Source organism: Cytobacillus firmus DS1 (genome assembly GCF_000565285.1).
GTDB lineage: Bacteria > Bacillota > Bacilli > Bacillales > Cytobacillaceae > Cytobacillus > Cytobacillus firmus_A.
Map to the genome: position 1 here is coordinate 17,348 of NZ_APVL01000007.1, position 26,529 is coordinate 43,876.

The window sequence follows — 26,529 nt, forward strand, 5'->3', positions numbered from 1 at the left end:
TCTCTATTTTTTACAGGAGAGGACTTAGTATGGAGAGATATACAGAAGCAAAGTATCGAACGCTGCATGAAGCAAACGAGAATGAACTGGAGAGGCTTCGGGGAAAATCCGCTGAATCCCCATGGAAGCCGGCATACCATATTCACCCGCAGTATGGCTTAATGAATGACCCTAATGGTCTTGCATACTTCAACGGAGAATTTCAGGTGTTTTATCAGTGGTACCCATTCGGGGCCATCCACGGCATGAAGCATTGGGCCCATGTGAAATCAGCAGACCTTGTAAACTGGGAGCGCCTTCCGGCTGCACTGGTTCCGGTGGAGGATTATGAGTCCCATGGTGCCTATTCCGGGGCTTCCCTTGAGGTGGACGGAAAACTCTATTTGTATTACACAGGCAATATCAAGTACAGCGCAGAGGAAAGATCCGCGAATCAGTGCCTGGCAATCATGGATCAGGAAGGGAAGATTCAAAAGTATAAAAACAACCCGATTATTGAAGGGGTTCCGCAGGGATATACAGGGCATGTCCGCGATCCGAAGGTGTTTGAAAAGAACGGACGCTATTATATGCTGCTTGGTGCACAGCGGGAAAATATGACGGGTGCCATCATTGTCTATGAATCTGATAATGCCATTGACTGGTCTTTTAAGGGTGAGCTGAATCTGCAGATTGATTTTCCTGAATCAGTTTATATGCTGGAGTGTCCGGATTATTTTGAGCTGGATGGCAAGGATGTCCTGATTTTCTCTCCGCAAGGGTTAAAGGCGGAAGGGCATGATTACCATAACCTTTATAATGTGATGTATGCGGTGGGCCATTTGGATGTGGAAGCTCTTTCATTTGTGCCAGAGCATTTCCAGGAGCTTGAAAAAGGATTTGATTTTTACGCACCGCAAACTTTTGCCGGCAAACACAATGAGCGCCTGTTATTTTCATGGGCCGGAATGGGTGAAATCGATTATCCGAGTGATAAGGAAGACTGGGCGCATTGCCTGTCCATTCCGCGTGAGCTGGGTCTTGTGGATGGCAAGCTTGTTCAAAAGCCTTCGGTTATGCTGAAGCAGCTTCGTGCAAAGTCGGAAACGAACAGTGTGACTATCGAAGCAGGAAGCGTGATGATCGATGAAGGAATCGGGCAGCACGAGCTCGAATTTAATTTTGACACAGAAAATGCTGATGTTTTTGGGATTGAGCTGTTTGCTTCTGAAAAAGAAGGCTTAGTGCTTGAGTTTGACTGCAGCTCACAAGCTGTGAGGCTTAACCGGGAAAAATTTGAATGGGCATTTGGAGGGGAATACGGCTTTGTAAGGAGCTCCGGGCTAAAAATCGGCACTTCTGTAAAAGTTCAAGTGTTTGTAGATCACAGCATTGCAGAAATTTTTGTTAATGACGGGGAAGCTGTGTTCACGGCAAGAGTGTTTCCTGAAAACGGATCAAACGGAGTCAAACTGTTCACTGATCAAAAAATGACATGCAGTTATGTGAAGCATGAGTTAAAGCAAGGGATTACACGGTAAGGGTGAGGACATGACGAAACTATACTCGATTGGTGAAGTGTTGATTGATTTTATCCCGTTAAAGAAGGGGGAGGCCCTGAAGGATGTCGCAGCTTTCGAGCGGGCCCCGGGCGGTGCGCCGGCTAATGTTGCTGCAGCAGTGGCGAAGTTCGGCCACGAAGCTTCCATGATTACCAAGCTGGGGAATGATGCGTTTGGCGATTTCCTGATTGAGCAGCTGCAAAGTGCCGGGGTGAAAACAGACAAAATTCTCCGCACCAGTGAAGCGAATACAGGACTTGCGTTTGTTTCTCTGAAAGAAAACGGTGAGCGGGATTTTTCTTTTTACCGGAAACCGTCTGCAGATTTGCTTTTTGAGGAGTCAGAGCTTCAGGCAGAATGGTTTGGACAAGGGGATATTCTGCACTTCTGCTCGGTTGATCTTGTGGATAGCCCGATGAAAGAAGCCCATAAGAGAGCTGTGGAGTTAGTGAAGGAAAATGGCGGTCTTATCAGCTTTGATCCGAATGTCAGATTGCCATTATGGGAGAGTCCTGAGGAATGCCGGGCTGCCATTTTGGAATTTTTGCCCCATGCACATATTGTTAAGGTATCTGATGAGGAACTTGAATTCATTACCGGAATCAGGGAAGTGGATGAAGCGATTGCTTCGCTGTTTACGGGCGATGTCCAGGCTGTGGTCTTTACTAAGGGCGCTGATGGAGCAGAGCTGTATACACAAGCTGATAAATGGGAGTCTTCGGGATTTACAGTAGATGTCCAGGATACTACAGGTGCTGGTGATGCTTTTATCGGCGGATTTTTATTTAAGCTTCTGGAAGCTAAAGCAAATCCTGAAAATGTGTTAAGCATACTAAGAGAAAAGCATGCAGACATTTTGCTGTTTGCCAATGCAAGCGGGGCGTTAACCGCAGCAGGCAAGGGGGCTATTTCAGCACTGCCTGTTAAGGAAAAAGTGCTGGCTCTTATAAAAGAACAGTAAAAAAGCTAAAGACGGCATGCCATGTTTAACTTTCAAAGAAGATGCAATGAAGCATAATTTCCGTATGAGGAGATTATGCTTTTTTTTATGAAAGATAAATCATTTCTGAGCAGAAGGGAAACATCCATTCATGCTGCCGATTAGGTACTCGAGTGCAATCAGGATAAAATTTACAGAAATGCAAACAATAAAACCTGGTGTTTACATAGTGTGCACCATTAAATAAAAAGGAGGCATTTCTAATGAAGAAGATTTTTGCTTTTTCACTGGTTTTTATGATGCTGCTGTCCTTCTCTGGACTGGCATCAGCTGCAGATAACACCGGCAGCAAGAAAGACATCGTTGATACTGCTGTACAAGCAGGAGATTTTAAGATCCTGGCAGCTGCTTTGGAGAAAGCGGGGCTGGCTGGGACGCTTAAAGGTGAAGGTCCATTCACTGTATTTGCTCCAACAGATGCGGCTTTCAACCAGCTTCTGACGGATTTAAACATTACGGCAGAACAGTTATTGGCAAGAAAGGATCTGAAGGATATTTTGCTTTATCACGTGGTTCCGGGTAAAGTCATGTCTGCTGATTTGAAAGATGGAATGAAGGCAAAAACACTCGCAGAGAAAGAAGTGACAATCTCCCTTAACCCTGTAAAAGTCAATGATGCAACTGTAGTAACACCTGACATTGCAGCATCCAATGGTGTAATCCATGTCATTGATCGGGTATTATTGCCGAAATAGTTCTGAGAAGAGACTGAAATTCCCTGGGGTTTTCAGTCTTTCTTTATGTCTTTTTTGCCATATTTACGTTATTAGTTATTCAAGAATGATCCTGGTGAGATTAGCCTGTCACAAAATGTTCGAAATTTGGAGGAAAATTTGTTTATTATACTCATGATTATTGTGAAAGCAGCTGAAAAGAGTGTTTAAATGAGGTATTTGTGACACACATCACAAATATAAGTCCTACGCTTCGTTCTAAAATTGAGAAGCATATTATATGTTGTCTTCCCGCTTCTGTCAATAGTAAGAAAACAGGCTAACTTATTAAAATCAAGACTAAGAAAGAAGGTAGCCGGTGTGAAGCTGAAAAAAGATTTTACAATAATCAGATAACATGCCTATAATAAACCTCGGGGTGAGAATTATGACAGATATTGGTGTATTAACCAGAATTATGGGATCAGCATACAATCAGTTTGGTAAAAAAGTACTGGCTACTCAGCTGAGGTATGCGACTTTGGAAGCTGTTTTTGAAGTGGATGAGGAAGTTCAGAGAAAGCTGGATCCTAAAAGGCGGGTGGAGATCAGAGAGTTTATCATTCAATCGCTGGAAGGAGGCAGGGACTTTTATTTTTCTCCATTTGTTTTTTCGGCCAGAGGCGCGATTCGCCAAACGGAGGATGGATGGGAACTGACTCCCGGAAGCAAGCTTTACATCATTGATGGACAGCACAGAAGCGCGAGTTTTTCATCTGCCATAAGCCATCTTAAATCCAGAAAAGAATCAGCGGAAGAAACAGGCAGGCTGGATGAAGCAAGCAAACTGCAGACCTATATTGAAAGATTGAAAGAATATCCTGTTGCCTTGCAGGTATTCCTGGATTTGACAACCTCTGAGGAGAAACAGCTTTTCACAGACATAAATACTGAAAGAAGAGAGGCTCACATCGGGCAGATCATGCTTTATGATCAGCGTGACCCATATACTGAGCTGACAAGAACTGTTGCAGCGAAGCTTCAGCCAATCTTTGAAATAGAACAAAGCCTTTCCAGAATTTCCATTCACAACTCCGCACTTACATCATTAGCCACCATGAAGAGATGCATCATTGCCTTGTTTGAAGGTATTTTGACTGTAAAAAAAGGACCCCCATATTACAGATGCAATCCGACGGAAGCAGAAGAGATTGCACTTGGATTCTTTCAAGTATGGCAGCAGATTTTCCCGAAGAGAAGCGCTGACAGATTTAAATTTGTAAGCGGTTACTCCGGTGTGCAAATAGCTCTTGCTTATTGCGCCAACCAGCTGGCCAGGACTCATAACTTATCCTGCAAAGAAGCTATACACGAACTCAAACACTTAAAACGAGAGTGCAGCTGGAAGCATGATGATCCGATGTTCCGGCATTTGTTTGACCCTATGTCTTCCAAAATTAAAGGCCATTCTGCCACGAGAAAAATCCAGCAGACCTCATTGGAATTTAAAAAGAAAATCGAACAGGGAGGGCTGAAGCCGTGATTGTTCATGACATTTTTACAAAGCGGCAGACCTTTATAGCGCTGTCTGTTTCCCAACTGGTCCATATGCATAAAGAAGAAGGGCTTATTCTGAGAGACACGAATCAGCTTCAGGTCAGAAGGATTAAAAAGTATATCTTCTCTAATGCTGCAGGGGGAGAAATATATCTGCCGCCGCTGGTTGCCGCAGCAGAAGAGGGGATGTTAGGGGGACAAACTCCAGGCAAATTAAAAATCGTAGATGGATCACACCGGATGAAAGCCCTGCTTCAGCTCGAGGATCAAATTTTCATGAGCATGAAAAGTGAGAAGGACGAAGAGATCCGGAATGCTTATCATCTTCAATATCTGCTGGAAAAGACAGAGATTGCCATTCAGGTCCTTGAAGGCCTTTCCAATGATGAGGAGAACCAGCTTTTTATTGATTTAAATACAAAAGGGAAACAGGTGGCATTGTCCAAGCGAATCGCCTATGATTCCAGAGACCGTTTAAACGGGATTACCAACCGGATTCTTCAATCGAATGCAAAGCTGATCGAAGCAGGTGTGGAAACCGAAAAAAGAGCCATTATTCGGCCAGCTAATAAAAAGTTTCTCTCACTTTCCCAGCTGCGTTTGCTTGTGGCCACTTTTCTGGCAGGCAAGCTGTTAAGCAGAGCAGATGAATGGAAGGAGAATGCCGGGGGAGAGGATGAAGCCTATATGGATATCGTAAATTGCTGGTTCGATAAACTCTTCACCTTTGATTCTCCTAAAAGAATCGGAAACTATCACGAAACCATGCTGGCGAGCTTTCCGCTCATTCAAGCTGTTTCGTTATACGCAATTAAAGACTGGGAAAATCAATCCCTGTCTGCCAAAAAACGAAGTCTGATTGTGCGAATGGATAGCATAAAGGGTGTAGATTGGAGCAGCAAGAACCCGCAGTGGCGAAGATTTGACGGAATGGGAAGAGGAGAATTCTTTTACCCTGATAAAAGCAAGAGAAATATAGAGGAGATCGCCAATTGGCTGGAGTCGCAAAGGAGGTGAGCAGGATGTAGCAGCATAAAAAAAACCCTCAGGCGGGTCTTGGTGGACGATAGCCTGAGAGTCTCGGTGAGATGGAGTATACCAGCTCATAAGTTAGTATACTCCTTAATTTGCATTTTTTAAATAGTGAAGTTTAAGGGAGGGTATTCAATACAATGAATGCATTACTAATCAAGAAGTACATCATCATTCCTGAAACGAAATCAATCAGGGCCTATTTTTCCGAAATAGGTGAATGCTGCAGTTTGGTTTTGGAAGGGAATTATACGTTTATGGTAAAGATGAAACCGATTGAAATTATAGACGAAAGCATCAATTATTATGGCTTTGATTTGAATGGTGCATCTAGCGGTTCAAAAACCATACTTGGACCCTGCAGAGCTGCACCCGTACGAATTCCAGGCGGAATGGATATGTACTGGTTTCCTCATACTTCGCCTGGACACGATGAATGTGTGTGGTTTGCGCTGCATCATGTGGATGCCATCATGCCTGAGGGCCATAATACCTCAAACGTTTATGTGAGTGGCGGGCATTGTTTTAAACTGAATGCTGCTGAAAAAGAGGTTTCTATGAGATATGACCGGGCAGAGAAGCTGGAATCAAGAATATCCAAGCGCAAGGTAAACACCTTCAGCTTTATTATGGAAAGAACCACCGACACTTACTCGGTTAAAAAAGGAAAGCGAAATTATCTCATTGACAGGAAGAAAGAGTAGAAACAGTTAGCGTCATTTCGGGCTTAAGAGTGCCTGTCCGCATAACAGCATGGGGATAGGCACTTTATTTGTTCCAAATCAGGCACCTGACCTCATGGATTGGACTTAGAGGACAGGTGTTTTCATTTTTCTGATCCACCTATCTGAAAATTTAACAGGTCAGCGTCGTACAATTAATGGGGAAAGATGATGACATAACTCAAAGGGAGATAATCATACATGAAAAACCTGACCATATTCACCGCCTCAGCTGTTAAGCCAAATATCATTGTGAATCCTGCTGATGATTCAGACCGAATGGAACCTCCAGCCGGCTGGAGCATCTCAGCCGAGAATCCTGAAGATATCATCCATGGCTTCTCTCAATTAAAGATCAAAAAAGAATTCAAGCTAAGAGGCTATCAATACTTCAGCGGAGGAAACGGCAATGGAATGGTCTGGGCGATTCCAGCTGCAATGGAGCTTCCTGAACCTGACCTTTGCGACCGATTGGATGACTTTTTCCTCAGTCCTCCTAAGCCTCAGTTCGCATTGGATGACTTTATGGGTGCGATTGATGGGGACAGGTCACCTTTATCTTATCTGCAGGCAGCGATTGCTTTGCATGAGCTTCATGAATTTGGGGCGATGTGGCACGGCTGTTCCTGGGGACAGGATCGGATTTTGCCGTATACGGATGATTACAGAGAAGAGATGCTTTCAGACATAGACGATCATGTTCCCACAATAGAAGATTACTTGAATTTTATTCACCCGTGGGATGAACTGAAGGAAATTCCGGATATCCTAAATCCTCATTTCTTCTATAAAAATGGAAAACCGGTAATCATTTTTTATACGATTAATGATATCGGCTATTACAAATTAAACCGGTATATCCATACCTTTGAAAAAGAATCCTATATTCAGAAGGTTGAACGTGAAGAAATTGGGTCAGGCCCAGGGGGAATCATTTTCTGATTGAAATGAAACAAAGATGTCACGATTATAAGCCCCATTACCATGCAAATAATGTTAGAATCAACAGGGAGGACTAAGCGGAAGGCAAGGTTCTCTTTTCTTTTTCCGGGGAGTTTACCAGCATTGGGATTTTTCAGAAATCATTGAGCATCAACTCCTGTTATAATAGGTGTATAATAAGTATTGGCGTATAGAGAAAGAGAGAATAATTAAAAGGGGAAGAAACGATCATGAAAGAGGAAGCAACCCTGAAAATGCAGGGACGGCCTTTATCAAAGATCCTCGCACTTACAGTCAAGACAGGGATTATTAAATCTAACCTGATCCCGATGTTTGCAGGATTAACACTGGCCTTATATACGTATGACTTCGGCCTTCTGGAGAAACTGCCCGAGATTCTGCTGGCCTTTATTGGCTCAAGCCTTGTAATGGGGGCAGCCGGAGCTTTTAATAATTTATATGACCGTGATATCGATTCGATCATGAAGCGGACCCAAAGCAGACCAACTGTCACAGGGGAAATCAAGCCAAAGCAGGTGTTGTGGCTTGCATCCTTCATGTCTGTGTTTGGAATCCTCGCTCTTGCCTTCACGACTCCGTTAGCGGGGCTGCTTGGATTTTTAGGGCTGTTTTTTTATGTGGTCCCATACACGATGTGGAGCAAGAGAAGAACCATTTATAACACGGAGATCGGAAGCATTTCCGGTGCGACGCCGCCGCTTATCGGCTGGGCTGCCATCCATCCGGATATCACGCATCCTGCGATTCTTGGCCTGTTTATCATCACCATCATCTGGCAAATGCCGCATTTTTATGCGATTGCGATCCGGAAGCATGATGAATATAAAGCGGCAAATGTGCCGATGCTGCCTGTTGTTAAAGGTGTCAGAAGGACGTATATCCAGACGAATGTTTACTTAGTTATTCTGATCGGGATCAGCTTTCTGTTAGGTTCTTTAAGCCTTGGCCTTATGCTGGTTGCCCTTCTTTTGGGAATCATTTGGCTGGGCATAAGTGTCTATGGGTATAAACGGATGGACCCGGAAAAGTGGGCAAAATCACTGTTTATCTTTTCGCTTGTTCATATGACAGTACTGTTCTCGACGGTTATCATTTACTCGATTATGGGGATTATTTTTAATTTGTAAAAAAACAGACACACTGGACAATCAGTGTGTCTATTACTGTTTAAGAGGTTATTCTTGATTTGCGGATTCCGTCATAAATACTGATTCCTGCATAGATGATGAAAATGATAATGATGCTGCTTAGCAGCCAGCTCTTCAATTGGGCAGCTGAGATTGAAAATAAATCGGTCATGTATGCTATAAATTCCGCCTGTAGCAAACCCGGGTTCAGCAGGATGAAGATGAACACTATGGTTGCAAACAGTTCAAGGATGGTATTGAAGATCGCCATTTTTTTCGTCCATTGCCCAATGATTAGTTTGTAAAGAGCGAGTCCCGCTTCGAGCGCAATTATGATCACAACGACCGGCCAGTATCCGAGCAGCACATCCTGGTTGACCGCAGGAATCTTAAACTCCAGTCCGTCACCTCCGCTCCTGTAGACACCCATCAGCCTGTCGGCATAAAAGTAAAGGGTAGCCCAAATGGCAGTCCACATTAAGCTTCCGAACACCTCGAACTTGGAAATGGCTTTTTTCTTCGGAATATATGTGATGCTTTTCAAATCGTCCGGAGTCCACGGTTTTAAGCTTGGTGACAACGGATGCTGCTCTTTACCTTTATCCAACCTCTCAATAACCGCGAACACTATCGTCAGCCAGAAAAATACCTGGACGGCCACTTCAATGAGTCTCCAAATTCCGTAGCCCATTAATTCGAGTATGGCATTGATGATCGTTTCCTCACGGTTAAAATTAAATATAAACTCGGCAGCAATCGAAATCAATGAAATCGCTGCGGCAATCGGCAGGATCATTTTTAACAGTGATACATATACATCAAAATAGCGCGGCCCGATAAGATGCATCGGCTGATCCCGGTATCCTGCCGCCAGGGCTGCGGGACTGCCCAATTTGCTGAGGACATCTTTAACAGCTTCCTCGTTGTAATCATCCGGAAGCATATCGCCGATCGTTGACTGGAGCTCGAGTGCGATATCCGCACGGCTCTTTTCAGGCAGCCTCCGGGTCACTTCCTGTATATAAACCTCAATTAAATTCATCTTCCTCATCCCCCTTTAACAGCCCGTAAAGCTGTTTGGAATTCTTAATCCATTCTTCTCTCAGTTGCAGAAATGTCTCCAGACCAAGTTTGCTTAAAACATAATACTTGCGCGGCCGGCTCTCCGTATGATCCCAGCTGCTCGTGACAAGCTCCTGTTTTTCCAGACGCCTCAGCAATGGATATAACGTGCTCTGATCAATATTGATACCGGAGTCCTCCAATAACTGAACCAGTGAATAACCGTATTGCGGTGTCCGAAGCTGGCTCAGCACTGCCAGCGTCAATGTCCCTCTGCGCAGTTCGGTTGTTAACGAATTCAGCAGCGTGCTCATTCAATCACCTCGCTTGATATACTATATGTCATACACTATATGGTTTATACTATGTATCATACAGTACAAAGGTGAAAAAAACAACAAAGAAAAAAACATTGGCTGAATCCCAATGTTTTAATGCTGTTTACCCAGTGCCATATTATATCCATCTGCTCTTCCGTCTGCAATCGTCCTCTTTGTAATAAGGGCTGTATCGATCCCCGGGCTTATGACTACATTATCTCTTTTAATTCTAATCCGGTAGGAAATATTCAAGATTAATAATCCTTCTTTTCTGATGAAAATGCCCTTAGTGGGTCGATATTGGCCATTTTTAAAATTGTTTAAAATATTCCTTTACAGGAATATTCCTAGTAGTGTATATTGTTCTTAAGGAAAGTTACAATAAGGAGCGGGGGTGGGATCTACAATTGAAATGGGAAAAGTGAACACAATCACACTGGGAGATGATTCAACATGAACGGGCAAATTTTCAGTGCACTGGCTGAGCCCAACCGCCTGGATATCATTGACCTGCTGCTGGAGGGAGCACTTCCGGTGGGGGATATTGCCAAAAAGCTAGATTTGAACCAGCCTCAAACCTCCAAGCATCTTCGCGTTCTTTGCGACGCTGGCCTCGTTGAGGTTCAGCCGATCGCCAACCGCCGGATTTATAAAATCAGGCCTGAACCTTTTCAGGAACTGGATAGGTGGCTTGATTCCTACCGCCGATTATGGGAAGGCCGAATGGATAGGCTGGATGATTACCTTAACGTATTGCAGGGCAAAAAACCTTTGAATTGATGGTATTAAAATGGAGTAAGCTCAATAAAATTTGTCTCTTCAGTTACAAACGGTTTTACAAATACAGCTTCTAATGGAGGAGTAACAATGTCAAATAATGCAATGCTTTCAAGAGTTGAAGATGAACGAGTGCTGGTATTGGAGCGAGTATTCGATGCACCGCGTGAGCTTGTCTTTAAAATGTTTAAAGAGCCGGAACACCTGAAACATTGGTGGGGTCCGAGAGGCTGGGAGCTCCCGGTTTGCAGCGTTGACTTCAGACCTGGTGGAGTATGGCATTATTGCATGAAGTGTGTTGATCGGAATCAGGGCCAATTCTATGGCATGGAATCTTGGGGCAAGGGGATATATAAGGAAATTAGCGAGCCGGAGAGCATCAGCTATACGGACTACTTTTCCGATGCTGAAGGGACTATTAATGAGGAAATGCCATCTACAGAAGTGACTCTGGAATTTGTGGATGTGGACGGCAAAACGAAATTAATTAACCGGGGAGAATATGTATCTGCAGAAGCGCTCCAGTCCGTGATGGAAATGGGTATGCTGCAGGGTATTACAGATACCTGGAATCGTCTGGAAGAGCATTTGAACGAGATCAAATAACGAAATTGAACATATAGAAGGCAAGTTTTGCTGCAAATTTATAAATTAACAAGGCGTTGATCCTAGAAGGATTAACGCCTTGTTTGGTTTCACCTGAGCCCTATATCTCTGTGGGAGAATTCATAATTGGATTTTTAATGATTATGTTAATAGGTTATCAGTCAAAGTCGTTATGGGACTCCATCCGGTCTTCTGGTTGATAAGCTAGAAAATTTTAGGGTTTATCTATCAGCCTTTTGGATGAGAAAAGTCCACACTTATGAAGGATTACTGTATTCCATCAATAATATAAAGTAGTAGATAACCATTTTTTTGTATGCCCTCTATCCTTATCTGGAGGGTCCATTTAAATTTCATTTTTGGGAGTGATACCATTGTCAGAATTGATTTATGCCGGTTCATTAAAGACGCTTGAAGATGAAGGTGCAAAGGTAATTAAAGGTGGAAGTCATGCAATTGCCGTATTTGTTTACGAAAAACAAGTCTATGCGGTGGATAACCGATGTCCTCATATGGGATTTCCCCTCCATACAGGAAGCCTATGTGATGGGATTCTGACGTGTCATTGGCATCATGCCCGCTTTGATATAAAAAGCGGTGGAACCTTGGATCCATGGGCAGATGATGTTCCTACTTATCCTGTTGAGATTAAGGAAGATGGGGTTTGGGTTCACCGGGTTCCTTTTAATAAGGTGACAATCGAAAAATTGAGGCAGCGATTACGTGACGGCCTTGAGCAAAATATTAGTCTTGTCATCGCTAAATCAGTTGTCGGATTGATGGAAGCGGGTTTTCCAGCGACTGAGATTGCAAAAATCGGCGTCGAATTCGGAACAACACATCGGAGGAGTGGATGGGGATCGGGATTAACGATTTTAACAGCCATGACAAATGTATTGCCCAAATTAGATAAAACTGGGCAGGTTTTAGCGCTGTTTCAAGGCCTGGTTCATGTTGCACGGGAAAGTTCCGGCATGGGAACACGCTTTTTGCTTGGATCCCTTCCTGTATCAAATGAAAAGAATACCCAATCATTCGAACAATTATCAGAATGGTATCGTCATTGTGTGGAGGTGCGGGATTCTCAGGGAGCTGAGCGTGTGCTGTTGACCGCGATAGAATTGGGATTCTCGGACGAGCAGCTTGCTGATATGATGACCACAGCGGTCACGGATCATTTTTATGTAAATACAGGTCATACTCTTGATTTTCATAATAAGGCATTCGAGATTATAAATCAGATTGGTATTGAGCACCGGCCCTATGTATTGTCATCCCTGCTGTCTGGTATCAGTGATGTAACCCGCAGTGAAGAATCCCATAGCTGGCAATCACCTGTGAACCTGGTCATACCCTTAATGGAGGCGTTCCGGGAATTACCTGATATTCTTGCTGATGACGCATCACGAGGGGACGCAGGTATAGATGAAACAGCCCTGGTTGAACAAATTTTATCAGATGAACCTATTAAAACGGTAAATATGATGATGGATGCACTAAAAAACGGCGTCACTCCTTCCCGGTTGGCCCAGCTCGTAACTTTAGCAGCTGCTGATCGGATTTCCCGCTTCCATGTACAAAATGATTTCAGGGATTGGATTACTGTACTTCATACATTTACTCACGCACATGCGGTACACGAATCGTTACGCCGCTCTGCTACACCTGAATTGACCCGGGCTGTTTTCCATGGAGCAATGAGTGTGTATCTTGATCGTTTTCTCAATACACCGTCTGCCAGAAGGCCGGAACCAAAGGATGTGGAAACTGAACCGCAGAATCCTTCAGAATTATTGGAGATGATGAATCAACAGCAGCAGGTTGCAGAATCTGCAAGATGGGTAGTAAATCACCTGACACGCGGCGGTGATAAAAGTGAACTCTTCAATACGCTCGGGCACGCTTTACTAAGAGAAGATGCAGAGTTTCATTCATTTCAAATGTATGAAGCAGCAATGATCGAACATGATCATTGGGAAACGGAGGATTCCGAGCTTGCTAAATATGCACAGGAAACATTGATCTTAGCAGTCACACGTTATCTGGCAGGCCATGCCCCAACTGCGAGAGAAATGCCGCATACAGCACAAATTGCCATGCGCCTCCACCGGGGAGAAAAATTATTTGAAGATGCATGATCAATCGATGACGAGTCATGATTCAGAACGAGAAAGACAAATGATTATATCATGCTAATTATCGCTTTTATAAACCTGTTTTAAAAGTGTCTAATCCCTTGGTAAATAAGGGGTTAGGCATTTTTTTAATATCATAATTAACGTTATGAACATCAGGGAAGTGGAATAATCGTCATGACTATTTTCAAACAAACAAAAAGCCTAAGAAAGGGATCGTTAATTTATTGTTTTATAGTTGAAGTCTCAGGCTTTGAATTTAAATGGAATTAATTCTTAACAAAATGACAAATATTCTTGACCTAATGTTAAGTATTCTTTACAATGAAAAAGCAGGAAATGGTAATAGGGGATGTTAAATATGCTGAGAAATAAAGTGAAGGAATTAAGAGCGAGGCATAATTATACTCAGTCTGATTTAGGTAAATTGGTTGGGGCTACCCGCCAAACCATTGGCATGATTGAAAAAGGTGACTATGCTCCGTCTGTGCTGTTAGCATTGAAAATTGCTAAAGCATTACGGGTCGATTTAGAGGAACTGTTTTGGATAGAGGGGGAGGATGAGTGAACATGGAACGGTTTTAGCGTTCACCTTTTACAATGAGTGTGTTTCTGATTGGGCTTGCGATCATTTATTCGCTGAGCATCGTATTGGAGCAGCGGAATTACATGACGACGACTATTTTTATTGCTTATGCTATTTTTGTCATCAGCTATTTCGGAACAATGGTTTATTTTAACCTTAAATTCCCAGACCGGAAGATTCGTATTCTTACCTTCATCCCTTATGAGCTGAAAGAAGAAGATGAAGGGCATCAATATATTACGTATCGTGCTTGCCGAAAAGTATATATTTACTACTATTTTGCAATTCCGGCAGCCATTGTTGCAGTTGCACTGTTTAAAGAAGTCGAGTTGCTCCCTGTCATCGCTTTGACTGTACTTGGCATTGGGCAGTATTTTATTTTTTGGTCGGAAGTAAAAAAACTATATGAATAAAGGGGAGGATGAAGGATATGCTTTTATCGTATCTATTTGTATTTCTTCTGGCAGCAATTCCGTTATTTGAACTTGTTGCTGTGATTCCATTGGCTATCATCGGAGGTCTATCTCCAGTTTTGACAGCGATACTTGCTTTTTTGGGGAATGCTCTGACAGTGGTTCTATTAATTGTTTTTGTGGATCAAGTGAAGAAATGGATGAGAAAGCGAAAACAAAAAAAAACGTATGCAAGATATTATCCATGTGGAAGAAGTTGCGGCGACTGAAGCTGAAGCTGCAGGCATGGAAGAGTCGAAAAAAGGCAAACGCGCACGGGCGCTTTTTGATAAGTATGGGTTACCTGGCTTGGCGATTATTGGTCCTTTTTTCGTTGGGTCTCATATCTCCGCGTTTATGGGAATGAGCTTTGGTTCGACAAGAAAAAGGGTAACCGGCTGGATGTTGACCAGTTTATTCCTATGGACAGTCGTTATGGCTGTAGCTTCAAGTTATGGAATCACCTATTTTATGCCTCATGTTGAAGAAGATGGTTTTTTAATCCGACTATTCAGCAACTAACATTTCATTAGAGACTTTTAAGGTCCTTCGTACTAAGCGGGCGCTTTTACTGAGATGTTCACTTTGTTAAGAATACTTTTTGCCGGTTTAGTTGCAGAAGTAAAGTACTTAAGCGATTCACCTTATTCAGCAATTTATTATGCTTGCCGGTTAAAACCAAAAGAAAATACATCCGGCAAGCAGCAGAACACATTAAGATAAGCCTTTATCGCCTTTTTTTTACTCTCTTGGCAATCATGATGGCGGCAAAGAACAAGGGAATATAAATGAATGTAAAGCCAAACCCCATTTTTCCAAAAAAGTCATTAAGCATACTAATTCTTTCGCGCGAATTAATAAAGTTAATTAATATTAATAAAGCACTGACAATAAAAAACACTCCGATCTTTTGTCTAATATTAAAGATTCTCTTGATAAGTCTCGAACAAATCCAAATAGCAATACACACATTCGGAAGCATTATTAAGTTCCAGTTTGCAATTCCAATATATTCGAAACGTTCCACAAAAGGCATTTCAACAATTTTCCACATTGTCAAAGTGGGCCAGACCTGTTTAGCAAGCAGATCTTCCGAATAATAGGCAAACGTAATGACTGCTAAAATCGTATAAATCAAGGTAGTGGTGAAAACAGCAAGGTGGGCCCACTTTTTGGATTTCTTTGGTTCTTTTATAAAAGGATAAAGGAACAGAATAATCTCAAAACCGATGAAGGTAAGCGACATATTGTAGGAACTCATGAGAAGTTCCTTAACGGAATGATCCCAAACTGGGAGAAGATTATAGAAATTTGAGAATTTAATGGCCCAGCCAAATGTGAGAAGAAGATAAGATGGCAATATAAGACCAAAAAAGGCTATACCGACTACCGTTCTGAACCCTCCAAAAATGATATATGTACAGAGAATCATGAAACCAAAGGAGAACCAGAAAGTGCTCAGATCCGGAAACATCCACACTTGAATAATTTCGATAAATGTTCGTGCTATAGCTAAGACATATAAAAAAAAGTAACCTATGAAAATGGAACTGATTGCTTTGCCGATTAAATTGCCTAGAAGGTACTTATGGGCTGTCACAAAATCTCCATCAACCGTTTCGGCAATTTTATAAATCATCCAAAGGATGACATGTATGCATCCCCCGGCAAACAGGATGGAAATCCAAGCATCATAGCCTGCATACTTTGCGATGTCTCTCTGATAGACAAGAACCCCAATGCCAATTTGCATGGACATAATTAAATAAAATACTAGAAATGGGGATATCTTCAGTCTGTCTGGTATTGGCTGCTCCTGTATCTGGTTCACCCCCGTTACATGATATGGTAACTGGCTGCGGTAAAAACTGCGTTTTCCTCTCCCTCGTTATTCATCAATATCCTTATAGGCTCATCACAAACCTGCACATCAGGTACAAGCTTTAATGTCCGCAATTTCCGAATTTCTCTTCCGGAAGATTAGGAGATAATACCATCCGGAATCAAATTTTCATCAATTAAAGTGGCTAAGTAAGCCCAAAGCGCACATTTGATTATTTTCGGCATTACGCTTATTGTTGCCGGTTTTGGAAAACTTATGAATGGATGGCAATAAAAATTTAAGGTGTGAAGGTAAGGCATTTATATTCAGTAAGATCATTAAATTCAATGGAACGGAGGTAGTAGTTCACAGCTTCATCTGCGAAACCCTTATATTATTGCATGGTGGTCGGCGGCATTTCCTGGATTCGGTCATCTTCTTTTGTCAAAATATCTTAGAGGTTATGCCTTGTTTATTTGGGAGATTTTTGTAAATAATATGGCCCACATAAACCATGCGATGGTTTTATCTTTTACTGGGAATATTGAAATGGCAAAAGATGTTCTTGACCCAAGGTGGACCCTCATGTATATTCCTGTATACATTTTTGCGATTTGGGACATTTATCGGACAACCGTAGATTTGAATAGAGTATTTCTATTAGCTGAACAGGAAAATGCAGCTTTCAATTCATATGTCATTAGTGCCTTAGAGATAAATTATTTGGATAAGAGGAGACCACTCAACGCAATAGTGTGGTCTATTTTAACCCCTGGATTAGGCCAATTATATATCCATAGAGTGTTGACTGCGATTTTTACAATGATTTTTATGATTGCATTTGTCTATTTTTCAAAGTTTCTTGTGGCCATTCATTTTCTTTTCATAGGAGAGATTAGTCAGGCAACACAAGTCATTAATCCGCAATGGTTTCTTTTTATTCCTTCTCATTACGGGTTTTCTATATATGATTCATACGTTAATACAGTTGAAAATAATAAACTATTTGAAAGTGAACAACGAAAATATCTAAAGGAAAATTACCAGCAGTATCGAGTGAAAATTCCCGTTTCAGTGAATGAGGTGAAATGAATGCAGATAATCTCAACCTTTGAGCATTCCTCCTATCTGGAATTAGCAATCACAGCTTTGGAAAAAGAGGGTGTAAAGAAAGATAGTATTCTTGCTGTCCCCCTTATTAACAGAGTTGAGGAAAGGAGATTATTTGATACACTTCATCGGGCAGACGGCATTAGCCTTTTTGATAAAGGAGCAGCGATTGCAACGGCGTTTTCTGTTATTGGAGCAAGCGTAGGGTTTATTTTAGAATGGGGTCCCATTTATTGGGGACTAATTGGTGCGGCAACTGGCTTTATACTCGGCTTTATTATCGACTACATTATTTTTAAAGTTGTACATAAAAGAAATAGGGTGGTAAAAGGAAAAAAGTCTGAAGTGGTTTTAGTCTTAGAATGTCAGAAGGAATTGGCTGAGAAAGTTGAAAAGGTGCTGTGGGAATACTTAGCATTAGGAGTAGCAAAAATAGAGTAATTGTTTTGTTCAGATAGTAATACATCAGGAATGGAACTTTTGCTTATCAAAATCTGGCTGAAAGCGAAGATCAGCCAAGACAATTAGTGAGTATTGCAGGGCAACAGGAAGATAAAATGGTTTATATTCAGTCTAAGACCGCTTAACGAAGCGGTTTTTTATTTAAAGGTAAGAAAGTATAAAATTTTGAACGTCGATAACTGTCCAGCTCCAGCGCCTACCCCCTCGAGGTCACAAGCCGAGCCTCCCAAAAAGGCAAAGAACGCCTTTCCGGGAGGCTCGTCTTGTGCTTGTCGGGGGTGGGCAAGGCGCTTGCGCTTTTGTCAATACAAGGGAACACATTCAATCAAGTAAAAATGTAGCAATGAGCATATAAAGATTGTATAATAATTGTACATAATTTGTATAAAGTTAATGTACAAGGAGGCTCATGAAGTTGCCGAAAAAAATGATAGTGATCGGAGCAGGGCCTGGAGGGCTGGCTGCAGGTATGATGCTTGCCGGCAATGGTTTTGAAGTGGAGATTTATGAGAAGCAGACCTATATCGGAGGCCGCAATTCACAAATCCGGCTGGGAGATTACAAGTTTGATATGGGGCCGACTTTTTTGAGTATGCTCCATATTGCAGAGGAGCTATTCCAGGCATCAGGCCGAAACATGCACGACTATATACAGGCTGTTGAACTCGATCCCATGTATGAGCTTATATTTGAAAATAAAAAACTGCTGATGACACGAGATGCGCAAAAAATGAAGGCGCAAATAGAAGAGCACTATCCCGGAAATGGGGAAGGCTATGAACGTTTTATGAGGGAAACGGCCAAAAAGATGGAAGCTTTAACACCGATTCTTCAATCCAGGATGGACCGTTTCAGGCACCTGTTTCAGCCGAAGGTGATCAGAGCGCTGCCCCAGCTTGAAGTGGCCAGCAGTCTCTATGATGTGCTCTCACGCTATTTTACAGAAGAAGAACTGAAGCTGGCATTCACATTCCAGTCCAAGTATCTCGGGATGTCACCGTGGGAATGTCCGGGCGCCTTTTCGATTCTCTCCTATATGGAACACGCTTACGGGGTATTCCATCCCATTGGAGGAGTGAATCAGTTATCAGAGGCAATGGCAAAGGTAATTAAAGAATACGGAGGGAGCATTCACACAGGCAGCGGAGTGAAAAGACTCTGGTTAGAAGGAAAAGCCGTTAAGGGAGTTCTTTTGGAAAATGGTGAGCGCAAGGAAGCCGATGAGGTCATTATTAATGGGGATTTTGCCCACGTCATGACTAATTTGGTTGAAAAAGGAACGCTGAAAAAATACTCACAGGCAAAGCTTGAACGCAAGAAATATTCATGTTCTACGTTTATGATCTATCTCGGAGTAAGCAAACAGTTTGATTTACCTCATCATACAATCGTGTTTGCAAAAGATTATAAGAAAAATGTTGAAGAAATAACGAAGACACAACTGATTTCAGAAGACCCTTCTATTTATATCCAGAATGCAAGTGTTACAGACCCTACACTTGCACCTGAAGGCAAATCAGCTTTGTATATCCTCGCGCCGGTGCCTAATAACTTTAGCAGGATCAATTGGGAGAAGGAAAAGAAGCGGGTGAGAAAGCTTATTTTGAAAACACTGGAAGAAAAAACAGGGTTCAAAAATCTCGAGGACTATATTGAGGAAGAAAGAATCATCACGCCTGCGCAATGGGAGAAAGATATTTTGGTTTATAAAGGCGCCACCTTCAACCTGGGCCATCAGCTTTCCCAAATGATGGTTTTCAGGCCGCACAACCAATTTGAAGAGCTGGATCACTGCTGGCTTGTTGGCGGGGGAACCCATCCGGGAAGCGGGCTTCCGACGATTCTGGAATCAGCGAGGATTACGGTAAATGGCATTCTCGAGCAGAACGGGCAGCAAACGGTAAGTGTTGCTCCATTGCCGGCTGTGGAGGGATTCCGATGAAAGCAGCCATAATCGGGGGAGGCATTGGCGGCATGATGGGTGCGCTGTTTCTCTCCAGGCAGGGTATAGATGTCACGATTTATGAAAAAGAGAACCGTCTTGGCGGACGACTTTCATTTATTGAGAGAGAAGGGTTCAGAATAGATGAGGGTCCGACAATCGTGCTGCTTCCGGAAATGCTGCAGCAGATGCTTGATGAAGCGGGAATCTGCAGGCATGATTATGAGCTGATTACATGTGATCCTCTTTATTCCATACACTATCGGGATGGTTTAACGTATACGAAATATCCAGATTTAAATAGGCAAATGGAAGAAATTCAGCGTGTGTTTCCCAATGAAACAGAGGGTTTTCAGCTTTTTATAAAAGAAGGGAAGGTGCGCTTTGAAATCGGAAAACAGGCTTTTCTGGAACAGGAATTTTCCAATCCAAGAGCGTTTTGGACCCGCAATAACGTAAAGAAACTATTAAAACTGAAGCCTTACCAATCTGTCCAAAAGCTGATGTCATTCTATTTTCAGGATGAAAGGCTCCAGGCCGCTTATTCGCTGCAGACCCTTTATATCGGAGGAGATCCTTTTCATGCCCCGGCCATGTATTCACTGGTCCCTTTCAGTGAACATGAGCATGGTGTGTTCTATTTAAAGGGCGGGTATGCGAGTCTGGTTAAAGTCCTGGAACGCGAGCTTGAACGGAGGGGGATCAGTATTATATTAAACTCAAACGTTGCGAGAATCACAAAAACAGGGCAGAGGGTGACAGGGCTGGAAACGTCAGAAGGTGAACAGCACTATGATGCGGTTATTTTTAATGGGGATTTTCCGCACTTAACCAATATCCTGCAGCAGCCAGCCAAGCGTTCCTTTGTTCCTTCATCAGGCTGTGTCCTGCTTTATTTTGGATTGAATCGTGTATACAAAGAGGCGAATGTCCACCAATTTCTGATGGGCGGAAATTTCGCCGGCCACATGAAGGATGTTTTTGAACGGAAGCAGGTACCGGCAGACCCTGCCATCTATGCGTTCCATCCTTCACTCATAGATGACAGCCTGGCACCTGCGGGAAAAGGTGTTCTATACACGTTAATTCCTGTACCTTCTGATACATCAATAGACTGGAAAAACCAAAGGGACTGGATAGACCAAATAATCCGCCGATTGGAACGGGATGCTTTCCCCGGCCTCCGGGAAGCGATTGAATGGATGGAAATCAGGTCACCGGAGGATGCCGAAACGTTCGGTTTATTTAAGGGAGGCAGCTTTGGCATAGCCCCTTCTTTATTCCAGTCAGGTGTGTTTCGTCCCCAGGTAAAGCCATATCCTTTAGAAAACCTTTATGCGGTCGGCGCTTCGATTCATCCGGGAGGCGGCATTCCGATCGTGATGCAGGGAGCCAGGCTGATGGCAGAGCAGCTGCTTCAAGACCGAATCGGAAAAGGAGTGAATGTCCATGCTTAGTGTAGAAGAGGCTTACAATCATTGTGAAAAGATTATTGCCCATCATTCCAAAACCTTTTACAAAGCATTCTCCATGCTTGAGGAGGACGATTTCAAAGCCGTTTGGGCTATTTATGCGTTTTGCCGTACAGCGGATGATATAGTGGATGAAGGTAAGAATCCTGAAGCAGAACTGACTCTTTTTAATCAGGAATTCGAACTGTTTTTAAGAGGGGAATATAATCCTGAAAATCCGATGTGGACGGCATTGAATGATGTTTTCAGCCGCTATCCGATGGATGAAATGGCGTTCCGTGATTTGCTGAAAGGGCAGGAAATGGACCTTTCTATTAATCGGTATAAATCGCTTCATGATCTTTTGGAATATTGCTACCGGGTTGCCAGCACAGTGGGATTGATGCTCTTGCCTATTCTTGCGCCGAAGAAAGTCAATATCCTGAGGGAAGGCGCCATCGCTCTTGGGCTTGGAATGCAATTGACGAATATACTCAGGGATATTGGTGAAGATCTTGAGAGAGACCGCATTTATCTCCCGGAGGACATCATGAAGAGAAATGGGTTAACAGAGGGAATGCTTCTTATTGGAGAGAGTACATCGGATGCATTCAGGAATACTTGGGAGCAGCTGGCAGACTTCGCGGAGGAATTCTATCAGAAAACATTCCAGACGATCGATGAATACCCGAATCAATCCAGGTTTGCCGTTAAAGGAGCAGCTTTACTATATCGTGAAATATTGCCGACAATCCGGGCAAAGCAATACAAGGTTTTCCATGAAAAGCATTATGTAAAAGAGGAAGCCAAGCAGGCGATTCTGACTAGTACTTAACAAATTAAAAAGGGCAAGAGGAGCACATTTGCTTCTCTTGCCTTTTTTTAAAAGATAAGAAAGTATAAAACTTTGAAGGTCGATAACTGTCTAGCTCCAGCGCCTACCCCCTCGAGGTCACAAGCTTGTCTAGTTGCGGCTCCTAGGGACTCGGGGGCATAAGCCGTATCCTTTCAGAAGGAAAAACGCCTTCTTACAGGAACCGTCTTATGCCTGAGGCCCGCAGGACAAGGAAGGCTTCGTCAGCATAATCATCGCACGACCAAAAGCGACAGCTTTTGGGAGGATGCGGGTCATGCAGACGTTGCCACAGGACGTGGCGTTCTTAGTCTGCGTTCATTCGTGGGCAAGGCGCTTGCGCTTTTCTTATAGGCTATCTTTCTGCCTTGATAATTAAATTGGCCGTATTCATGCCGCTCAATGTCACGATCGGCGACCCGCCGCCGGGATGGGTGCTGCCCCCGGCGAAATAAAGATTGGCGATATCAATGCTTGCGTTCCGAGGACGCAGAAAAGCATCTCTCTTCCGATTGGAGGACGGTCCATACAGCGCCCCGCGGAAAGCGCCAAATTGGGATGCGATGTCCGCCGGTGTATAGACTTTTTCCTCTGCGATATGCGGCTTTAATGTAAGCCCGAATGAAGCAAGCCTGCGATAGATAAGCTCTTTATACTCTTCCGGATCTGTCTGCAGCAGTGCGTCAGCAGGCAGTGCAGGTGCATTTGCAAGGATAAACAGATTGCTCCCTCCAGGCGACTGGGCGGGATCGGTAAAGGAAGAGCTGCTGATATAAATGGTGGGCTCTTTGCTGTACTGTTTGTGTTTGAATAAGTCTGTGAATTCCTGCTCATAGTCATCCGAAAAAAAGACGTTATGGTGCCTGAGCTGGGGAAATTGCTTATTGACTCCTGCAAGCACGACAAAAGCGGAAGTGGAAGGCTCCATTCTTTCTGCTTTTGAATCCGGAAAGGAGGGGCGGTCCCTTTCATCTGCCATTTCAGGATAGGCTTTCAGCAAATCAGCATTCATGATGACATAATCCCCGTGTATCTTCTCGCCATCCTCAAGCTCAATCCCAATGGCTTTCTTGTTTTTGACGCAGATTTTCTTTACAGGTGTTTCACTGTGAAGCCCGGCACCGAGTTTTCTGGCTAACGATACATTGGCCTCGGCAATTTTAGCGTTTCCGCCTTGCACATAATAAACTCCGCCAATCATTTCAAGGTAAGCAATCATGGCAAAAGTGGCAGGGGTCTTATAGGGAGATGAACCGATGTATGTGGAATAGCGATTAAAAGCCTTAATCACATGAGAGCGGGAAAAATATTTCCGGAAAAAGCTGTCCAGGCTTTGTGCCGGCCTCACCCGCAAAAGTGCTGCCCCAAGAGACGGTGATAAATAGTCCTTAAAGGAGCTGAATGTTTTCGGGAGGAAGTGCGCCTCTGATAACTTATATAATTTTGTAATTTCTTTTAAGAAATCATCATATCTATGCGCAGGATCCATCCGATTCAGCTGCTCTATCATATATTCTCTGCTGCTTGAAAAGTCAAAGATGCTGCCATCAGAAAAGACATTTCTTGTATGATTCTCAAGCTTAATCATATGAAAATAGTTTTCTGCTTTTTCGCCTGTCTGTTCAATCACTTTCCGGAATACTTCCGGCATGGTGATTGTATTCGGCCCGAAATCAAATCTATAATCCCCCAATGTCACAGGCATTAATTTTCCGCCAAAATGCTTGTTCTTCTCGAACAACTCTACTTGAAATCCATTGCTGGCAAGTGTTACAGCTGCTGAAAGTCCTGCCAGCCCGCCGCCGATGATGATTACTTTTTTCTTCATGTATAGTGCCTTCCTTTCCAGCTATAAGGCTTTTTCCTGATCCATCTCCACATAGAAGCATTCATGATGATAATCAGTGAGACCGCCGATAGCGGCATGAAAAAAGATAGTGACAGACGCTGATTGGCTTTCCAATCCACGGCCATGCGCTGCAGGACAGTCAGGAAACAGGGGAGTGCATAAACCGGCTGCAGCGTCCATAGTCCATACAACAGCAGCAGTCCTGGCAGTACATAAAAACATGCATAAAACAGGCTCAGGAGAATGACCATCGGGACTGAACGGCCAAGGCCTGAAAAAATATTTTTGACAAACCCTTCCCATACCTCGCTATTTCGTTCATACATCCGGCACGAAATGTCATCACTTATATCAGCAAGACAGACGCTGAAGCCAGATGTTTTCATGTTTTTGGCCAGCTGAACATCCTCGACGATAGAAGATTGTACGGAATAATGCCCGCCCATTTCCTGGTAGGCTTTTCTTTCAAAAAGCATGAATGCCCCATTGGCAGCCGTTGCGGATATCATCTTCCCCTTGTTTGCGATGCGGATAGGAAGGTGGAACAGGACAACAAAATGCATCATGGGAATCAGCAGCTTGCTCAGAATTCCCGGAACTTCAAAGGAAGGGAACCCGGTTAGCAGTTTGCTGCCTGTTTTCTTTAAGAGAGCAAGCGCCTTTTCAATTAAGTCAGGGGATAACCGGACATCTGCATCAAGGAATAGGAAGTAATCTCCTTTTGCTTCCCGCTGGAGCTGATGACAGGCATACACCTTGCCAGCCCACCCTGAAGGTAGTTCTGTTCCTATTACTATCTTAAAGCGGCTGTCTCCGGCGGTATGGTCCCTCAGTAATGACAGTGTCCGGTCTCTCGAGCCATCATCCAACAGAATGATTTCCACATTTGGATACGATATGGATTTTAGACTGCTGATCAGTCCGCTTACGTTTCTCTCTTCGTTCCTTAAGGGCACAAGGATGGTAACAGGCGGATGGGAGGATTCTGTCAAATCTGGAGCAGGCAGGCTTGGCAGTCCGCTCATATTCCAGAGTGTCCACAGCAGAAAAAGGGTGAGACTTATGATTAAAAATAGGAGCATCCTTTCATCCCCCCTTAAAGTAAGTTAATGAAATTCTTCGTATTTTCACTGATCACTTCGGTTTTCAAAACATCCAGGAGGTTCGTGCATGTCTTTTCCAGTGATGCTGTTTTTTCGCGCCTGGAACTTCCCGGCAGGTCCTTACTGTACAACGGGCTTCCTGCGCTTATCCATACTTCAGGCTTTCGTTTATGTGAGAAAGAATAATAGAAAGCGACAGGGATCAATGGGATTTCCGGAAGCTTCTCCTGCAGGTATAAAGGTCCCTGCTGAAAATGCAGCGGCCGTTTTTCCAGGTGAAATTCATCGCCCTGTGGAAAGATCCATATACTGCTCCCGTTTTTCAGCAGCTTCTCAGCATACTTCATTGTTTTTAAGGTTTCCTTTGGACTTGAGCTGTTGATTGAGAAGGCTCCAAGTTTTTTGAAATAAGGAAACTGCTTCAGCCCCTGCTCATGCATCATGATATGCAAATCCTGCTGAATAACGCTTTTCGTGAGCTGGTAGTAGATGAGCCCATCCCACCAGGATGAGTGGTTGCAGACAAAAATGGCAGGGGAAGCAGGCTGGATTCCGGTGTTCTGCCAATACACTTTGTCAAAGGAAAAGGACATCAGCCTCTTATGGAAAATAGAAAACAGTTTATCAAATATAACGTCTTTTTTAGCTTCAATCATGCTGGTTTCCTTTTTAAAGCCGTATATAGTATCAGTCCTGCCAGTGACGCTGTCAGGATGCCTGCCGGCCAAAGTCCGCCGGTGATGGCAAGCAGGACAAACATGGCAATGGTCAGGGCAAACAGCAGGAACATCCGCATTTCCCATAATACATTCGTGTTTGGAGGAAAGATTAGGATGAACAGATGCAGAACGAATGCCACAAGGAACCATCCTAAAAAATTGCTGAACGGAATGTCATAGTAGACACCGGCTTCTTCCCAAATCCAATATTTTTTAAGCTTAAAGGCGACCGGATCAATGATTAAATCGATGATCACAGCAATACAGGCACCGATCACAGGCTGAAGAAGTTTTTTGCCTGTTATGGCTGCGGCCAATGCATGGGAGGATCCCATCACCATCAGCCATGCAAACCCAATGGCTATCGGAACGCCGAATAAATTGGGTGCAAACCGATCTGTGTAATAATACTCGCCAAATAAAATGCCATAATACGATCCTATGAATTCTGCAAGATAGGAAACTATGAAAATACCCATGCTGATCAGATAACCTGTTCGTCCAAAGACTTTGGTAAAATAAACAATTGCCAGGAGGCCGCTTAAAATCAGAAAAACAGCGTTCGCCCATTCAAGCCAGGGGGGCAGCAGATCAAAGCTGAGCAGAATCACTCCGCAAATATACCAAAATATAAAAAAATGAAATAAGACATTGTCAAAGGTCATCGGTTTCTCCTCTTTATTAT

The 26,529-nt window shown here is 43.3% G+C and carries 28 protein-coding genes; 20 read left to right on the top strand and 8 right to left on the bottom strand.

Annotated elements, in window-relative coordinates; all coding sequences use genetic code 11:
* Positions 1–29: 29 nt before the first annotated feature.
* From PBF_RS10455 to cyoE, 8 genes are all read left to right on the top strand, one after another.
* Positions 30–1,520, top strand: a complete 1,491-nt coding sequence (locus tag PBF_RS10455) for a glycoside hydrolase family 32 protein (RefSeq protein ID WP_035329692.1) — start codon at positions 30–32, stop codon at positions 1,518–1,520.
* A gap of 10 nt (positions 1,521–1,530) precedes the next feature.
* The gene (locus PBF_RS10460) at positions 1,531–2,502 is read left to right on the top strand and encodes a carbohydrate kinase family protein (protein ID WP_035329693.1); all 972 of its coding nucleotides are present in this window, start codon (positions 1,531–1,533) and stop codon (positions 2,500–2,502) included.
* Between the two features lie 242 nt (positions 2,503–2,744).
* Positions 2,745–3,236, top strand: coding sequence for a fasciclin domain-containing protein (locus PBF_RS10465; RefSeq protein WP_081757263.1), 492 nt, complete (start codon positions 2,745–2,747; stop codon positions 3,234–3,236).
* A gap of 406 nt (positions 3,237–3,642) precedes the next feature.
* The gene (locus tag PBF_RS10470; protein ID WP_035329694.1) at positions 3,643–4,737 is read left to right on the top strand and encodes a DNA sulfur modification protein DndB; all 1,095 of its coding nucleotides are present in this window, start codon (positions 3,643–3,645) and stop codon (positions 4,735–4,737) included.
* A complete protein-coding gene (locus tag PBF_RS10475; RefSeq protein ID WP_035329695.1) occupies positions 4,734–5,768 on the top strand; it encodes a DNA sulfur modification protein DndB in 1,035 nt (344 codons plus the stop codon). Before PBF_RS10470 ends, PBF_RS10475 begins: the two co-directional genes overlap by 4 nt.
* A gap of 155 nt (positions 5,769–5,923) precedes the next feature.
* Complete coding sequence (locus PBF_RS10480; RefSeq protein WP_035329696.1) at positions 5,924–6,487, top strand: competence protein ComK; 564 nt, start codon at positions 5,924–5,926, stop codon at positions 6,485–6,487.
* Positions 6,488–6,706: 219 nt separating this feature from the next.
* Positions 6,707–7,447: a hypothetical protein gene (locus PBF_RS10485; protein WP_035329697.1), complete on the top strand. Its 741-nt coding sequence runs from the start codon at positions 6,707–6,709 to the stop codon at positions 7,445–7,447.
* A gap of 230 nt (positions 7,448–7,677) precedes the next feature.
* A complete protein-coding gene (cyoE, locus tag PBF_RS10490; RefSeq protein WP_035329698.1) occupies positions 7,678–8,595 on the top strand; it encodes a heme o synthase in 918 nt (305 codons plus the stop codon).
* A gap of 40 nt (positions 8,596–8,635) precedes the next feature.
* On the opposite strand, the gene PBF_RS10495 is transcribed toward cyoE, so the two are convergent.
* From PBF_RS10495 to PBF_RS26135, 3 genes are all read right to left on the bottom strand, one after another.
* Entirely contained in the window at positions 8,636–9,637 is a 1,002-nt protein-coding gene (locus PBF_RS10495; RefSeq protein ID WP_035329699.1) for an HAAS signaling domain-containing protein, read from the bottom strand.
* On the bottom strand, positions 9,624–9,971 hold the full coding sequence (locus PBF_RS10500; protein WP_035329700.1) for a PadR family transcriptional regulator: 348 nt from the start codon (positions 9,969–9,971) through the stop codon (positions 9,624–9,626). The genes PBF_RS10495 and PBF_RS10500 overlap by 14 nt, the downstream gene beginning before the upstream one ends.
* Positions 9,972–10,088: 117 nt before the next feature.
* Complete coding sequence (locus PBF_RS26135) at positions 10,089–10,229, bottom strand: hypothetical protein (protein WP_160169257.1); 141 nt, start codon at positions 10,227–10,229, stop codon at positions 10,089–10,091.
* 201 nt (positions 10,230–10,430) lie between these two features.
* Here PBF_RS26135 and PBF_RS10505 point away from each other — a divergent pair, with 201 nt between their 5' ends.
* The 7 genes from PBF_RS10505 (at position 10,431) to PBF_RS26465 (ending at position 15,055) form a co-directional block, all read left to right on the top strand.
* The gene (locus PBF_RS10505; RefSeq protein ID WP_035329701.1) at positions 10,431–10,757 is read left to right on the top strand and encodes an ArsR/SmtB family transcription factor; all 327 of its coding nucleotides are present in this window, start codon (positions 10,431–10,433) and stop codon (positions 10,755–10,757) included.
* An 87-nt stretch (positions 10,758–10,844) separates the two neighbouring features.
* On the top strand, positions 10,845–11,360 hold the full coding sequence (locus PBF_RS10510; protein ID WP_019382113.1) for an SRPBCC domain-containing protein: 516 nt from the start codon (positions 10,845–10,847) through the stop codon (positions 11,358–11,360).
* 374 nt (positions 11,361–11,734) lie between these two features.
* Complete coding sequence (locus tag PBF_RS10515) at positions 11,735–13,498, top strand: Rieske (2Fe-2S) protein (RefSeq protein ID WP_035329702.1); 1,764 nt, start codon at positions 11,735–11,737, stop codon at positions 13,496–13,498.
* 358 nt (positions 13,499–13,856) lie between these two features.
* A complete protein-coding gene (locus PBF_RS10520) occupies positions 13,857–14,063 on the top strand; it encodes a helix-turn-helix transcriptional regulator (protein WP_035329703.1) in 207 nt (68 codons plus the stop codon).
* A 32-nt stretch (positions 14,064–14,095) separates the two neighbouring features.
* Entirely contained in the window at positions 14,096–14,494 is a 399-nt protein-coding gene (locus PBF_RS24925; protein ID WP_051488863.1) for a hypothetical protein, read from the top strand.
* A 17-nt stretch (positions 14,495–14,511) separates the two neighbouring features.
* Positions 14,512–14,763, top strand: a complete 252-nt coding sequence (locus PBF_RS26460; RefSeq protein WP_051488864.1) for a small multi-drug export protein — start codon at positions 14,512–14,514, stop codon at positions 14,761–14,763.
* Positions 14,741–15,055: a hypothetical protein gene (locus tag PBF_RS26465; protein WP_051488865.1), complete on the top strand. Its 315-nt coding sequence runs from the start codon at positions 14,741–14,743 to the stop codon at positions 15,053–15,055. The genes PBF_RS26460 and PBF_RS26465 overlap by 23 nt, the downstream gene beginning before the upstream one ends.
* 205 nt (positions 15,056–15,260) lie before the next feature.
* Here PBF_RS26465 and PBF_RS10535 read toward each other — a convergent pair whose 3' ends face one another.
* Positions 15,261–16,355 carry a GerAB/ArcD/ProY family transporter gene (locus PBF_RS10535; RefSeq protein ID WP_035329949.1) on the bottom strand — a complete coding sequence of 365 codons (1,095 nt, stop codon included), beginning with the start codon at positions 16,353–16,355 and terminating at the stop codon, positions 15,261–15,263.
* 468 nt (positions 16,356–16,823) lie between these two features.
* Here PBF_RS10535 and PBF_RS10540 point away from each other — a divergent pair, with 468 nt between their 5' ends.
* The 5 genes from PBF_RS10540 (at position 16,824) to PBF_RS10560 (ending at position 22,155) form a co-directional block, all read left to right on the top strand.
* Entirely contained in the window at positions 16,824–17,447 is a 624-nt protein-coding gene (locus PBF_RS10540; protein WP_343299433.1) for a hypothetical protein, read from the top strand.
* Positions 17,448–17,906, top strand: a complete 459-nt coding sequence (locus PBF_RS10545) for a hypothetical protein (RefSeq protein WP_035329704.1) — start codon at positions 17,448–17,450, stop codon at positions 17,904–17,906.
* Positions 17,907–18,342: 436 nt separating this feature from the next.
* A complete protein-coding gene (locus PBF_RS10550; protein WP_035329705.1) occupies positions 18,343–19,869 on the top strand; it encodes a phytoene desaturase family protein in 1,527 nt (508 codons plus the stop codon).
* Positions 19,866–21,326: a phytoene desaturase family protein gene (locus PBF_RS10555; protein WP_035329706.1), complete on the top strand. Its 1,461-nt coding sequence runs from the start codon at positions 19,866–19,868 to the stop codon at positions 21,324–21,326. The genes PBF_RS10550 and PBF_RS10555 overlap by 4 nt, the downstream gene beginning before the upstream one ends.
* Complete coding sequence (locus tag PBF_RS10560; protein WP_343299434.1) at positions 21,319–22,155, top strand: phytoene/squalene synthase family protein; 837 nt, start codon at positions 21,319–21,321, stop codon at positions 22,153–22,155. Before PBF_RS10555 ends, PBF_RS10560 begins: the two co-directional genes overlap by 8 nt.
* Positions 22,156–22,528: 373 nt before the next feature.
* Here PBF_RS10560 and PBF_RS10565 read toward each other — a convergent pair whose 3' ends face one another.
* From PBF_RS10565 to PBF_RS10580, 4 genes are read right to left on the bottom strand one after another with little or no spacing between them, the layout of a single operon-like run.
* Positions 22,529–24,001, bottom strand: a complete 1,473-nt coding sequence (locus tag PBF_RS10565) for a phytoene desaturase family protein (protein WP_035329708.1) — start codon at positions 23,999–24,001, stop codon at positions 22,529–22,531.
* Positions 23,998–25,104 (bottom strand): glycosyltransferase, encoded by a 1,107-nt coding sequence (locus tag PBF_RS10570; protein ID WP_035329709.1) that lies wholly within the window; start codon positions 25,102–25,104, stop codon positions 23,998–24,000. The genes PBF_RS10565 and PBF_RS10570 overlap by 4 nt, the downstream gene beginning before the upstream one ends.
* A 14-nt stretch (positions 25,105–25,118) precedes the next feature.
* On the bottom strand, positions 25,119–25,781 hold the full coding sequence (locus PBF_RS10575) for a lysophospholipid acyltransferase family protein (RefSeq protein WP_035329710.1): 663 nt from the start codon (positions 25,779–25,781) through the stop codon (positions 25,119–25,121).
* A complete protein-coding gene (locus PBF_RS10580) occupies positions 25,778–26,509 on the bottom strand; it encodes a carotenoid biosynthesis protein (protein ID WP_035329711.1) in 732 nt (243 codons plus the stop codon). Before PBF_RS10580 ends, PBF_RS10575 begins: the two co-directional genes overlap by 4 nt.
* Between the last annotated feature and the right edge of the window lie 20 nt (positions 26,510–26,529).